We start from the raw sequence: 12146 nt of genomic DNA, 5'->3' as shown, positions 1-12146 counted from the left end.
ACTCCGGAAGGTGGCCCTACGCCAGTGAGGGTTTCGCCATGACCAACCGCATCGCCATCCATCCCCGCCTGCACGCGCTTATTGGCGACGTCGCAGCCGACGTGCCCGGGGACGTCGCACGCGAGATCGAGTGCGCCCTGAACGAACAGAACCTTCCGGCGCAGTCGGCCACGTTCTTCGCCCGTCTCAATGCGATCAACCAGGCCGACGGTGATGACGGACAGCCGTGCATCAGCCTCACCCTCGGCGCCAGCAATCACGCTTCGTTGCGCCGCTCGCTATCTGGGCTCGGCGCGTTGCTCGATCTGCTGCAGGCCGCCGACCATGCGCGCAACGAAGGCGGTCCTAACGAGCAGTTGGGCGCCTTCCATATCGACGGACTGATCGTGGCCGCACGCCAGCTGGTGCGCGAGGCACATCATTGCCTCTCCAGCGGCGATGCCTGATCGGCCCGGATGTGCTCCCGCTACAATCGCGCAGGGAGCGCAGGAGACCGCAATGGACGCCGAACACCTGGAGTACTTCAAGGCCGCACTGGAAGGCCGCGCAAGCGTAGGCTGGAACGTCTGGTTCGCCGCCAACCAGCACGCGCTGGCACAACAGCTGAGCCGCCCTGCACTGCTGCGCTTGAAGTTCAGCACACTGGATGAAGCCGAACGCCTGCTGGCCGAAGCCGGCATCGTGCCCCGCAGCACAGCGGGCAAGCGCTACGAAATGTACTGCGCGCAGTTCTCGCCGGACGTGGTGGACGCGAACGGTCGCCCGCTACCGGCCCTCTGGCGCGCGGCGCACGGCGGTGCCATCGGCCTGCTGGCCGATGGTGGGCAGGAGGCCGGCCAGGCGAAGCTGCTCGCGGAGTTCCGCCGCGTCCGCAAGCGCGGGCTGCAGCAGGCCCATGAATGGTTGGCCGATCTGTGCTTTGAGGGCGAGATGGAACTGACCAGCGGCAATGCCGAGGTGGGCCGTGGTCTGCTTGCAGTGGTGGTGCAGGCGGGTAGCGGCCATGACCTGCTGGATGCCACGGCGATGATCGCGCGCGAGCTATTGGACGAACACGCCTGAGACAAGGCCTGTTCCCATTCACAGAAGAAAACCCCTGAGTAAATGAAGGCCAGCAGTGAGCTCAGAGAATGGCTGGGACCGCTGTAGAGCAGGACTTTCCGCCCCCTCCCCTGCGTGGCCCGCATCGACCAACAAGCTTCATGATCGTAATATCCGGTCAAGCCTTCTCGAAGGCGTTTCCGGGGATGCGAAGAATGCGTAGGTGCAGGGATGCTGCAGGTGGTGCAATTTCGCGCTTCAGGAGATTTGAATCTCAATTCCGCCAGTTGGCTGCCATAGGCACCTGGTTGTGCTTTGCGCTGCCATTCGGCCTTGGCCTATTACCATCTGCCATCGCCGCAGGCCAGGAAACAGTCACTTACATCCACACTGACGCCCTTGGCTCCGTCGTCGCCGAAACAGATGCCAATGGGAAAGTGATCAAGCGCTACGACTATGAGCCCTATGGGGCCTTGGTAGGTGGCCAGGCCACAGACGGACCGGGATACACGGGACATGTGAGCGACTCGGTCACCGGACTGAGCTACATGCAGCAGCGGTACATGGATCCACAGTTGGGGATTTTCCTATCGGTGGACCCGGTAACGGCCTATCAGAAGCCAGTTGAACAGTTCAACCGGTATCGATATGCCAACGGAAACCCTTACAAGTTCACGGATCCTGATGGGCGGGAGAGTGGTGCAGCCTTCAAGGTAGTCAACGACGCCACGAATGGGCAACCGATTACTCCTCCGCCGAGAAATCCAAGCGATAGCCTCGGACCGGCAATTGGTGTCGCGTTAACCGCAATTCTGGCGGCTCCAGTACTCGCAGAGGGTGGTCTGGCCGCAATGGCAAATCCAGGAGCGGTAGCCACTGCGGCAGAGATTGGCGCAGGAGCCGCCGGTGTCACGGGCACTTCTGGCGCAGTAGCGGGAAAGATCACCGGCTACACTAAGCACGGCTTGAATCAGGCAATCTCCCGCGATGGAGGCAGGGGGGTCTCTGCAAAGGCCATACTATCGGCAGTGAAAGAACCCGCGAAGGTTGCCGAGCAGGCCGGCGGCAAGACGGCGTACACAGGGAAGGATGCGAAAGTAGTTTTGAACGGCGAAGGGAAGGTCATAACGGCCTTCCCGAAGAATAGCGAAGGACTGAGAGACCCGAAGGTAAAGTAAAGATGAAGAAGGATATCTCACCCAGCCTGCGCTCGATGTTGGTTGAAATCGCAGCGAAGCACAATTTGCTCCTACCCGAGAATGGCGTCAGATACCTCGTTGAGCGTGATCGCGAGTCGCTGATTGATGCGTTGCTGGAAGAACTGTCAGAGAGCGGCTTGGGGCCTGATGATGAACCTAATCAACGAGGCATTGAGATCGAAGAAATCATTGACTTCGTCGGCCCCGTCGTTGATCGGCCCGATGCGTCGGGTGACTGAAGGCACGTTGATGCGGGCACGGCCTGATTGACGCACGGCGAAGATCAAGCGCGCCGCTGGAAGAACACGGCTGAGACGGAGCGCGCATTCGGCCGATCCTGCTGGATCGCAGGTAACAAAAAAGCCCCCATTGCTGGAGGCTTTTTTCGTTCTGCAACATGGTGGGCGGTACAGGGATCGAACCTGTGACCCTTGCCGTGTGAAGGCAATGCTCTACCGCTGAGCTAACCGCCCGGTGTGTTGCTGAGCCGCTCATTATAGGGGCTTTTCTGAGGCCGTCAACACTTTTTCACATTCGTGTTCACGGGTGTTTTCGGGGTGCGCAGCCGAGCATGGCTCGGCTCTACAGAACAGCGGGTTCACAGGCGTTTCGGGGCATGCAGCCGAGCCCAGCCCGGCGCTACCGGAATCACATCGTATGGGTCGGCTTGTCCGAGCTGGTAAGCCCGGCCAGCAGGGTCTCGATCTTGTGGCGCACGCCCTCGCCTTCGGCGCCGTCGGCCAGCTGCACGCCGATGCCGGCGGTGCGGTTGCCCTGCGCGCCGGCCGGGGTCACCCAGATCACCTTGCCCGCCACCGGCAGGCGCTCGCTGGAATCGGGCAGGGTCAACAGCAGGAACACCTCGTCGCCCAGGAAGTAGCGCTTGGGCGTGGGCACGAAGATGCCGCCATTCTTCACAAACGGCATGTACGCGCTGTACAGCGCGGCTTTGTCCTTCACGGCCAGGGACAGGATGCCCTGGCGGGCGTTGCTGGCACTCATCGATTTCCCCTTGCGGCAGGCCGCTCGTTCACCTTGTTCCAGGCCAGCAGCAACTCGACCACCGCAAGGTCTGCACGCACCGTGGTGCGCAGCAGGTCGCGGGTGCGGTTGGCCGCATCGAACCAGGCTGCAAGCTTGTGCAATCGCTCCGGCGTGGTCAAGGCATCGGTGCTGGCCTGAGCCAGCGCCAGGTCGGCGGCAAAGCGCAGGCGCAGCGCCGCGTTGTCGTCACCGCACCACTTCTGCGCCAGCTCCACCGCGCCGGTCTTGCCGGTGACCAGCTGTTCCAGATCTCGACCGACTTCGCGGCGCAGGCTCAGGCCGTCTTCGCGCAGCCAGTTGTCGGCCTGGCCGGGATGGCCGCGCGCGGCCTCCAGCGCTTCGCGCGCCGATGCCTCGCTATGGCCCCGCTGCTGCAGCCAGGCCAGTGCTTCGTGCTGCGGCGGCAACTTGAATTCCAGGCGCTGGCAGCGGCTGCGGATGGTCTGCGGCAAGCGTGCCGGGTCGCTGCTGATCAACCACAGGTAGCGGCCGGGCTGCGGCTCTTCCAGGGTTTTCAGCAGCGCGTTGGCCGCCGAGCGGTTGATCGCATCGGCCGGGTCGACGATCACCACCTGCGCCACGCCGTACTGCGGGGTCAGCGCCAGCTTGTCGGTGATCTCGCGCATCTGCTCGATGACGATCTCGGTACGCAGCTTGTCGCCGCTCTTGTTCGGAATGAAGCTGACCAGCTGCAGGTCCGGGTGGGTGCCCGCCGCGATCAGCTGGCGCGTGCGCGTGGCGTGGGCTGCATCGCCCTGCGCCAGCACGTGGTCGGCCAGCGCCAGCGCCACCTCATGCTTGCCCAGCCCGGCCGGACCGCAGATCAGCAGGCCATGACCGAGGCGACCGGCGTCGAGCGCGGCCACCGTCTGTTCGAACGCGCGCTGCTGCCAGGGCGAAAACGTGCTCATGCGCCCTCCCCGTCCCGCAGCCAGCGCTCGACACGCGCGACCACATCGGCGGCCACGCGCGCCTGCTCCTGGCCCGCATCAATCAATGCGAAGCGCTGCGGATCCTGCTGTGCGCGGCTGCGGAACACTTCGCGCACGCGCTGGAAGAAATCGTCCTGCTCGCTCTCGATGCGGTCCGGCCACAGGTCGCGGCCGTTGGCGCGCGCGCGGCCGACGGCCACGTCCACATCCAGCAGCAGGGTCAGGCCCGGCAGCAGGCCGACCGCGCGGCGCTCCAGGTCGGCAATCCACTGCGGGTCGAGGCCACGGCCACCGCCCTGATAGGCGTAGCTGGAATCGGTGAAGCGATCGCTCAGCACATAGGCGCCGCGCTGCAGCGCCGGCCGGATCACCTGGCGCACATGCTGCGCGCGTGCGGCGAACACCAGCAGCAACTCGGCTTCGGCGCTGAGTGGCTCGGCAGCGATCTCGGCATCGGGCTTCAGCACCAGGCCGCGGATGCGCTCGGCCAGGGGCGTGCCGCCCGGCTCGCGGGTCAGCACCACCTCGTGGCCGTGGCTGCGCAGGCAGTCACGGATGGCATTGATGGCGGTGGTCTTGCCCGCGCCTTCGCCGCCTTCCAGGCTGACGAAACGCGGGTGGCGAAGCAGCGCGGGACTCATTGCGCCGGGGTCTCCTGGGTACGTTGCTGGCGCAGCTGCTGCAGGTAGCGGGCTACGGCCGCGTTGTGCTGGTCCAGGCTGGGCGAGAACACGTGCGCGCCACTGCCATCGCCCACGGCGACGAAATACAGCGCGTCGCCCGCTGCGGGTTGCGCGGCGGCCATCAGTGCATCGCGGCTGGGCATGGCGATCGGGGTCGGGGTCAGGCCGGCACGGGTATAGGTGTTGTAGGGCGTATCGGTGGTCAGGTCGCGGCGGCGGATGTTGCCGTCATACGCGGCACCGAGGCCGTAGATCACGGTCGGGTCGGTCTGCAGGCGCATGCCGATCTTCAGGCGACGCATGAACACGCCGGCAATCTGCGGGCGCTCGCTGGCCAATGCGGTTTCCTTCTCGATGATCGAGGCCATCGTCAGCAGTTCGTAGGGCGTGTTGATCGGCAGGTCCGGCGCGCGGCTTTCCCAGGCTTCATCCAGCGCCTTTTCCATCGCGGCGTGCGCGCGCTTGAGCACGTCCAGATCGCTGTCGCCGCGCTGGTAGACGTAGGTCTCCGGCAGGAAGCGGCCTTCCGGATGCTGGCCACCGAAGCCGAGGCGCTGCATCAGCGCGGCGTCATCAAGATTGTCGGTGGTGTGCAGCAGCGGCTCGGCGCGCTTGAGCGCGGCACGCAGCTGGCGGATGTTCCAGCCCTCGACAATCGTGACGCGGTGCTGCAGCACCTTGCCGGCACGCATGCGCAACAGCAGCTCGCGCGGGGTCAGCTCGCCGCTGAGCGCGTACTCGCCCACCTTCAGCTTGCCGGCGGCATCGAGCTGGCGCGCCAGCAGTTGCCACTGGGTGTCCTGGCCCTCGTCCACGCCGGCATCGCGTAGCTTGCGCAGCACGCTGTTCATGCCATCGCCGCTGGCGATGACCACGCTTTCGGCGGTGGGGGTGATCGGGGCATCGGCGAAGCGGGTCTGCTGGTAGAAGAACCACGCGCCCGCGCCGGCCACGACAGCGGCCAGCACCACCACCAGCGTTACCACGAACAGACACCCGCGCTTGGCTCCCGCCATGGACTACCTCTGAACTCGATTCCGTCGTGCAGGATACCGTGCCGGTGGATTGGGGTCATGACCGGGGTGGCGTCGCCGTGCCGACCAACGGTCGGCACCCACCACAATCCATGCCTGGCGCGGCGATCAGTAGATCCACGCCATGCGTGGATGAATGGCCATGGAGGACTCCGTGCCGACCCACGGTCGGCACCCACCGTGGGGGAATGGCGTTGCCGGCCAGCGGCCGGCACTACCCCTACTGGCCGAGCGCGCGCAACAGGCCGCGGGCCTTCGCGCGGGTCTCGTCCAGTTCCTTGTCCGGGTCCGAATCAACCACGATGCCGGCGCCGGTGCGGAAGCTCACCTCGTGGCCATCCACTTCGGCGGTACGGATCAGGATGTTCAGGTCCAGGTCGCCATCGCGGTTCAGCCAGCCGAACGCGCCGGTGTAGGCACCGCGCGGCACCTGCTCCAGCTCGCTGATGATCTGCATGCATCGCACCTTGGGGCAGCCGGTGATGGTGCCACCCGGGAACGTGGCGGCGATCACCTCGCCGGGCGTGACCTCCGGGCGCAGGTGGCCGCTGACATTGCTGACGATGTGGTGCACATGGGCGTAGCTCTCCACCGTCATCAACTCATCGACCACCACGGTGCCGGGCAGGCAGATGCGGCCCAGGTCGTTGCGTTCCAGGTCGATCAGCATCACGTGCTCAGCACGCTCCTTGGGGTGGCCGACCAGCTCCCGGATGCGCGCGGCATCATCGTCCCCCTCGAAGCGCGGACGCGTGCCGGCAATGGGACGCGTCTGCGCGTGGCCGGCATGCACCGACACCAGCCGCTCCGGCGAGGAACTGACCACATGGCGACCGTGCGCGCTGAACAGGCCGGCGAACGGTGCCGGGTTGGCACGACGCAGCTGCGCGTACAGCGCCTGCGGCTGGACCGGCGCAGCGAACTGCGCGCTCCAGCGCCGCGACAGGTTCACCTGGAACACATCGCCGGCACGCAGGTAGTCGATCACCCGGCGCACGCCGTCGGTGAAGCGCTGTGGCGCATCCTCGCCCACCGACTGCGGCGGCTGCCAGCCCTGCCCGGCCTCCGGCAGTGCCTGCGACGCCATGGTCACCAGCGCCTCCAGCAGGGCCTGCTCACCGGCTTCGGCGATGACGAAGCTGGCGTCGTTCTGGTGGTCGTGCAGCACCGCAGCCGGGCAGCGCAGCGCCAGCGCGGTCGGGCGGCCGTCCTCGCGCGCGCGCGCCGGCAGCACCGGTTCAATCTGGCTGGCCACTTCGTAATCGAGCATCAACGCCCAGCCGCCACGGAACGGCAGGCTGTGGCTGCCGTCGTGCGGCAGGCGTTCGTGCTGCCAGGCACGGTCCAGCACCTGCAGGAAGCTGCCGGCGTGTACCGCGTCGTGCTGGTCGCGCACCTGGCCATCGGCATCCAGCCGCAGGCAGTCGCCCTGCGCGGCCAGCAGCAGGCTCCAGCGGCCCTGGGCGGTGCCCGAGGCGGTGGATTCCATCAGCAGCGGGAAGCGTGCCGGGTCATGATGCTGCAGGGCCAGCAGATCGATCGGGTGCGGCAGCGGTTGGATCAGCGGTGCGTGGGTCATGATGGCCAGTTCAGGGATTCAGATGCACGGAAGCCGCCTTGCGGCGGCCTCCTCGTGCGTAATGCACGTTCAGTCGAGCATGGCCCGACGCTACAACCCGGTCAGACGCGCTTGAAGATCAGCGTGCCGTTGGTGCCGCCGAAGCCGAAGCCATTGGACATCACCACGTCAACCTTGGCCTGGCGTGCTTCGTTGGGCACGTAGTCCAGGTCGCAGCCTTCGCCCGGCTGCTGCAGGTTGATGGTCGGCGGAATGACGTTGTCCTGCAGCGCCATCACCGAGAAGATCGCTTCCACGCCGCCGGCCGCGCCCAGCAGGTGGCCGGTCATCGACTTGGTGGAGCTGACCATCATCTTGTAGGCGTGGTCGCCGAAGGCGGTCTTCATCGCCATGGTCTCGCCCAGGTCGCCCAGCGGCGTGGAGGTGCCGTGCGCGTTGAGGTAGCCGACCTGTTCCGGGGTCACACCAGCGTCCTTCATGGCCATGACCATGCAGCGGGCGGCGCCTTCGCCGTTCTCGCTCGGGGCGGTCATGTGGTACGCGTCGGAGCTGGCACCGAAACCGGCCAGTTCGCAGTAGATCTTCGCGCCGCGTGCCTTGGCGTGCTCGTACTCTTCCAGGATCAGGATGCCGGCGCCGTCGCCCAGCACGAAGCCGTCACGGTCCTTGTCCCACGGGCGCGAGGCCTGTTCCGGAGCGTCGTTGCGGGTGCTCATGGCCTTCATCGCGCAGAAGCCACCCAGGGCGGTCGGCGACGAGCCACGCTCGGCACCACCGACCACCATCACGTCGGCGTCGCCGTACTGGATCATGCGCATCGCGGTGCCGATCGAGTGGTTCGAGGTCGCGCACGCCGACACCGCCGAGAACGACGGGCCCTTCAGGCCGGTGATGATGCTCAGCTGGCCCGGCAGCATGTTGATGATGGTCTTGGGCACGTAGAAGGGCGAGATCTTCTTGCCCTCGTGGAACTCGATGGTCTGCTCTTCGATGCCGAGCAGGCCGCCGATGCCGGCGCCGACAATGGCGCCGATGCGCTCGGCATTGGCGTCGGTGATCTCCAGGCCCGAGTCGTGCAGGGCCATGAACGAGGCACCGAGGCCGTAATGGATGAACGGGTCCATCTTCTTGGCATCCTTGCCGCTGACCCGGTACTTGCCGAACAGTTCGTTGTCGGCGGTGATGTCAAAGCCCTTGACCTCACCTGCAATCTTGGTGGTGAACCGGTCCAGGTAGGCATCAGAAACGTTGGTCAGCGGACCGATGCCCGAACGACCCTGGGTGATGCCTTCCCAGCTGCTGGCCAGATCATTGCCCAACGGCGAGACGATACCCAGGCCGGTTACGACGACGCGACGCTTCATTGCTGATTCTCCTGACCCGAAGGTTCAATCGGGTAACACGGTTTGCTTCGGTGTGATGCTCAAACACACGGGGCCGCAACTGCGGCCCCATGGGGTGCGGTGCGCGGCGAGCGGAGACCCGCGCGCACTGCCGTCTGACATCAGGCCTTGACGTGGGCCGTGATGTAGTCGATGGCGGCCTGCACGGTGCTGATCTTCTCGGCTTCTTCGTCCGGGATCTCGCACTCGAATTCTTCTTCCAGGGCCATCACCAGCTCGACGGTGTCCAGCGAGTCAGCGCCCAGGTCATCGACGAACGATGCGCTGTTGGTGACTTCATCTTCCTTGACGCCAAGCTGTTCGACGACGATTTTCTTGACGCGTTCTTCGATGGTGCTCATGGGATCTCGCTCCAGATGGAGTTGTGGTTCAAAAGTGGTCGCCATCAAGGGCGATGGCCGTGGGATAGTGTAGTGGAAACCGGCGCGGCCTTGCATTGCAGCAAAAACCTCCGCAGATCAACCACTTGCGGCGCAATCCCTGCGCCCCTTGCTTACGGCATGTACATGCCGCCGTTCACATGGAGGGTTTCGCCGGTGATGTAACCGGCAGCCGGGCTGGCCAGGAACGCCACCGCATGGGCGATGTCCTCCGGCGAACCCAGGCGTTCGAGGGCGATGTCGTTGATCAGCGCGGTACGCGCTTCTTCCGGCAACGCCTTGGTCATGTCGGTGTCGATGAAGCCGGGTGCGACAACATTGACGGTGACGCCGCGCGAGCCGATTTCCTTGGCCAGCGACTTGCTGAAGCCGATGATGCCGGCCTTGGCGGCCGCGTAGTTGGCCTGCCCGGCATTGCCGGTCACGCCCACCACCGATGCGATGTTGATGATGCGGCCCTTGCGCGCCTTCATCATGCCGCGCATCACCGCCTTGCTGGTGCGGAACACGCTGGTCAGGTTGGTGTCGATGATCGACGCCCAGTCCTCGTCCTTCATGCGCATCAGCAGGTTGTCGCGGGTGATGCCGGCATTGTTGACCAGGATCGAGATCGGGCCGAATTCCTTGGCGATGCCATCGAGCACGCTGTCCAGCGCAGCGGCGTCGGTGACGTTCAGCGCGCGGCCGTGACCGCCGTGGGCGGCCAGGCGCTCACCGATCGCGGCGGCGCCGGATTCGGTGGTGGCGGTGCCGATGACGGTGGCGCCCTGGGCGGCCAGCAGATCGGCGATGGCGGCACCAATGCCACGGCTGGCACCGGTGACCAGTGCGATTTCACCCTGCAGGGGCTTGCTCATGTTGTTTTCCTCAGACGGGAGCGGCCGCCGCACCGTGCCGCTTGCAGCGGCCACCGGTACGGTCGGCAGGAAACAGGGAAGGTCAGGCCGACCATGCCTCGCGGGCGGCTTCAAAGTCGCCCGGCGTGGCCAGAGGACGGCCGTCGATGGCCTTGTCGATGCGCTTGACCAGGCCGGTCAGCACCTTGCCTGGGCCGCACTCGGCGATCTGGGTGATGCCACGGGCGGCCAGCGCCTGCACGCAACCGGTCCACTGCACCGGCTGGTAAAGCTGCTGGACCAGCGCGGTGCGGATGGCGTCCACGCCGTCGTGCACCTGGGCATCGACGTTCTGCACCACCGGCAGCTGCGGCGCCTGCCAGGACAGGCCAGCCATCACTTCGGCCAAGCGGTTGGCGGCTTCGCGCATCAACGGGGTGTGCGAGGGTACGCTGACGGCCAGCTTGACCGCCTTGCGCACGCCCTTCTCGGCCAACAGCGCCAGCGCACGGTCGACCGCGTCGGCGTCGCCACCGATCACGATCTGGCCCGGCGAATTGAAGTTGGCCGGCACCACCACCTGGCTGCCTGCGGCTTCGGCGCAGACATCCAGCACCAGCTGGTCTTCGGCACCGAGCACGGCGGCCATGGCGCCGACACCGGCCGGCGCCGCTTCCTGCATCAGCTGGCCACGCAGGCGCACCAGGTGCGCACCGTCATGCAGGCTCAGCGCGCCGGCGGCAACCAGGGCGGTGTACTCGCCCAGGCTGTGGCCGGACAGCACCGACGGGCGCGGACCGCCCACGGCGTTCCAGGCACGCCACACGCCGATACTCGCGGCCAGCAGGGCCGGCTGGGTGTATTCGGTACGGTTGAGCATTTCCTCCGGGCCGCCCTGGGACAGCGCCCACAGGTCGACGCCGGCACCATCGGATGCCTCGGTGAAGGCTTCACGCACCTGCGGATGCAGTTCGGCCAGCTCGGCCACCATGCCCACAGACTGCGAGCCCTGGCCGGGGAAGACAAAAGCGAGGGTGGATACGGTCACGCGGTCATCCGCTTGCTGCAATCGAAGCGGGCCATGATAAGGGGGAATCCGCTGTGTCGTCTGTACGTGCGCGTATGCAGGCGTATGGAGGGCGGCCGGGCAAGCGCAATGGGGTCAGATCCCTTTTCCGCAGGAAAAGGGATCTGACCCCGATCAGCCATCAGCAGAACAGCTGCAGCACGTCCAGATCGCCGTCGGCGAGGAAATCCACGCACAGGCCCACCAGCAACAGCACGCCAGCAGTGCTGGCACCGTGGGTGATGAAGATCGAATGGGCCAGCGCGCGTGCTGAGCGGCCCAGCTTCATGCAGACCCTGGCCAGGCTGCGCAGGCGGCCACTGACCGCATGCACGTGCTCGCGCACCGGCGCCTGGACCTCGCCCATCGCCTCGGCCATCATCGCCTGCAGATGTTCGGGGCGATCAGCGTAGTACTTGGCCACGCCATAACCGAACATCAGCCAGTCGCGGGCCTGCGCTTCGGACAGGTCCATCACTTCCAGCGGATCTTCCTCGAAATCGATGAAGCCGACCTGCTGCCCATCCCAGGTGAGATTGCGCGGCAACGGCTGGCCGAAATAGGCGCCGCGCGCATGCGCTTGGGCAATGGCCTGCATCGCCGCCATCACCAGCCGATCACGACCGGCCTCATCCGCTTCACGCAGGCAGGTATTGAACGAGCTGCCGTTGTCGCCAATCACCAGCGCGGCATGGCCGGTGCCCAGCACGTCCGGCACGTTCACGCCTTGCGCCTGCAGCTCTGCAAGGCGGCGGGCCTCGGTTTCGCGCGCGGCGTCACCACCACGGTGCGGCGGCGGGCGCAGGGCATCGAGATGGAAACGGCGCGCAACAAAATTGAGCAGGCCCAGGGCCAGTGCTCGGCTTCCCTTGCCGTACTGCTTCAGCCAGGCACGTTGCCCTTCGATGACGATGGGCTCAACCATGACAGGTCCTCCTTAAACGCGTTA

General features: G+C 65.9%; 14 protein-coding genes and 1 tRNA gene. 4 read left to right on the top strand and 11 right to left on the bottom strand.

The features are described from left to right. The first annotated feature begins 38 nt into the window (after positions 1-38). The 4 genes from ACS0OT_RS04395 to ACS0OT_RS04380 all read left to right on the top strand — a co-directional run bounded on the left by ACS0OT_RS04395 (position 39) and on the right by ACS0OT_RS04380 (position 2479). Entirely contained in the window at positions 39-446 is a 408-nt protein-coding gene (locus ACS0OT_RS04395) for a hypothetical protein (protein ID WP_071306263.1), read from the top strand. Positions 447-498: 52 nt separating this feature from the next. Then, positions 499-1062: a hypothetical protein gene (locus tag ACS0OT_RS04390; protein WP_235649484.1), complete on the top strand. Its 564-nt coding sequence runs from the start codon at positions 499-501 to the stop codon at positions 1060-1062. A gap of 140 nt (positions 1063-1202) precedes the next feature. Beyond that, a complete protein-coding gene (locus ACS0OT_RS04385; RefSeq protein ID WP_442256051.1) occupies positions 1203-2219 on the top strand; it encodes an RHS repeat domain-containing protein in 1017 nt (338 codons plus the stop codon). A gap of 2 nt (positions 2220-2221) precedes the next feature. Next, positions 2222-2479 (top strand): hypothetical protein, encoded by a 258-nt coding sequence (locus ACS0OT_RS04380; RefSeq protein WP_442256050.1) that lies wholly within the window; start codon positions 2222-2224, stop codon positions 2477-2479. 159 nt (positions 2480-2638) lie between these two features. Here the strand turns inward: ACS0OT_RS04380 and ACS0OT_RS04375 are convergent. The 11 genes from ACS0OT_RS04375 to ACS0OT_RS04325 all read right to left on the bottom strand — a co-directional run bounded on the left by ACS0OT_RS04375 (position 2639) and on the right by ACS0OT_RS04325 (position 12122). Then, positions 2639-2713: transfer RNA gene (locus ACS0OT_RS04375), tRNA-Val, on the bottom strand. A gap of 175 nt (positions 2714-2888) precedes the next feature. Then, entirely contained in the window at positions 2889-3242 is a 354-nt protein-coding gene (locus ACS0OT_RS04370) for a PilZ domain-containing protein (protein ID WP_004146965.1), read from the bottom strand. Further along, complete coding sequence (locus ACS0OT_RS04365) at positions 3239-4195, bottom strand: DNA polymerase III subunit delta' (protein WP_279946177.1); 957 nt, start codon at positions 4193-4195, stop codon at positions 3239-3241. Before ACS0OT_RS04365 ends, ACS0OT_RS04370 begins: the two co-directional genes overlap by 4 nt. Beyond that, positions 4192-4857 carry a dTMP kinase gene (gene tmk, locus ACS0OT_RS04360; RefSeq protein ID WP_053501108.1) on the bottom strand — a complete coding sequence of 222 codons (666 nt, stop codon included), beginning with the start codon at positions 4855-4857 and terminating at the stop codon, positions 4192-4194. The genes ACS0OT_RS04365 and tmk overlap by 4 nt, the downstream gene beginning before the upstream one ends. Beyond that, a complete protein-coding gene (gene mltG, locus ACS0OT_RS04355; protein WP_065177973.1) occupies positions 4854-5915 on the bottom strand; it encodes an endolytic transglycosylase MltG in 1062 nt (353 codons plus the stop codon). Before mltG ends, tmk begins: the two co-directional genes overlap by 4 nt. A gap of 238 nt (positions 5916-6153) precedes the next feature. After that, the gene (locus ACS0OT_RS04350; protein ID WP_235646016.1) at positions 6154-7512 is read right to left on the bottom strand and encodes an aminodeoxychorismate synthase component I; all 1359 of its coding nucleotides are present in this window, start codon (positions 7510-7512) and stop codon (positions 6154-6156) included. Positions 7513-7613: 101 nt separating this feature from the next. Further along, positions 7614-8876 (bottom strand): beta-ketoacyl-ACP synthase II, encoded by a 1263-nt coding sequence (gene fabF / locus ACS0OT_RS04345; RefSeq protein ID WP_065177975.1) that lies wholly within the window; start codon positions 8874-8876, stop codon positions 7614-7616. Positions 8877-9016: 140 nt separating this feature from the next. Beyond that, positions 9017-9256 (bottom strand): acyl carrier protein, encoded by a 240-nt coding sequence (acpP, locus tag ACS0OT_RS04340; protein ID WP_061480516.1) that lies wholly within the window; start codon positions 9254-9256, stop codon positions 9017-9019. Positions 9257-9408: 152 nt separating this feature from the next. After that, positions 9409-10152 (bottom strand): 3-oxoacyl-ACP reductase FabG, encoded by a 744-nt coding sequence (gene fabG / locus ACS0OT_RS04335; RefSeq protein WP_005408312.1) that lies wholly within the window; start codon positions 10150-10152, stop codon positions 9409-9411. An 82-nt stretch (positions 10153-10234) separates the two neighbouring features. Further along, complete coding sequence (fabD, locus tag ACS0OT_RS04330) at positions 10235-11179, bottom strand: ACP S-malonyltransferase (protein ID WP_005415507.1); 945 nt, start codon at positions 11177-11179, stop codon at positions 10235-10237. A 160-nt stretch (positions 11180-11339) separates the two neighbouring features. Beyond that, the gene (locus ACS0OT_RS04325; protein WP_095377031.1) at positions 11340-12122 is read right to left on the bottom strand and encodes a serine/threonine protein phosphatase; all 783 of its coding nucleotides are present in this window, start codon (positions 12120-12122) and stop codon (positions 11340-11342) included. Positions 12123-12146 lie beyond the last annotated feature (24 nt).

Source organism: Stenotrophomonas maltophilia group sp. RY12688, assembly GCF_052149045.1.
Classification (GTDB): Bacteria; Pseudomonadota; Gammaproteobacteria; order Xanthomonadales; family Xanthomonadaceae; genus Stenotrophomonas; species Stenotrophomonas sepilia.
The sequence above is the reverse complement of the archived record's forward strand: the minus strand, read 5'-3'. Positions and strand labels throughout refer to the sequence as shown.

Coding starts and splice junctions, on each gene's coding strand:
- acpP (WP_061480516.1), bottom strand. CDS start 9,256: ATGAGCACCATCGAAGAACGCGTCAAGAAAATCGTCGTCGAACAGCTT.
- mltG (WP_065177973.1), bottom strand. CDS start 5,915: ATGGCGGGAGCCAAGCGCGGGTGTCTGTTCGTGGTAACGCTGGTGGTG.
- ACS0OT_RS04385 (WP_442256051.1), top strand. CDS start 1,203: ATGATCGTAATATCCGGTCAAGCCTTCTCGAAGGCGTTTCCGGGGATG.
- ACS0OT_RS04370 (WP_004146965.1), bottom strand. CDS start 3,242: ATGAGTGCCAGCAACGCCCGCCAGGGCATCCTGTCCCTGGCCGTGAAG.
- ACS0OT_RS04390 (WP_235649484.1), top strand. CDS start 499: ATGGACGCCGAACACCTGGAGTACTTCAAGGCCGCACTGGAAGGCCGC.
- ACS0OT_RS04380 (WP_442256050.1), top strand. CDS start 2,222: ATGAAGAAGGATATCTCACCCAGCCTGCGCTCGATGTTGGTTGAAATC.
- ACS0OT_RS04365 (WP_279946177.1), bottom strand. CDS start 4,195: ATGAGCACGTTTTCGCCCTGGCAGCAGCGCGCGTTCGAACAGACGGTG.
- fabF (WP_065177975.1), bottom strand. CDS start 8,876: ATGAAGCGTCGCGTCGTCGTAACCGGCCTGGGTATCGTCTCGCCGTTG.
- tmk (WP_053501108.1), bottom strand. CDS start 4,857: ATGAGTCCCGCGCTGCTTCGCCACCCGCGTTTCGTCAGCCTGGAAGGC.
- fabG (WP_005408312.1), bottom strand. CDS start 10,152: ATGAGCAAGCCCCTGCAGGGTGAAATCGCACTGGTCACCGGTGCCAGC.
- ACS0OT_RS04395 (WP_071306263.1), top strand. CDS start 39: ATGACCAACCGCATCGCCATCCATCCCCGCCTGCACGCGCTTATTGGC.
- ACS0OT_RS04350 (WP_235646016.1), bottom strand. CDS start 7,512: ATGACCCACGCACCGCTGATCCAACCGCTGCCGCACCCGATCGATCTG.
- ACS0OT_RS04325 (WP_095377031.1), bottom strand. CDS start 12,122: ATGGTTGAGCCCATCGTCATCGAAGGGCAACGTGCCTGGCTGAAGCAG.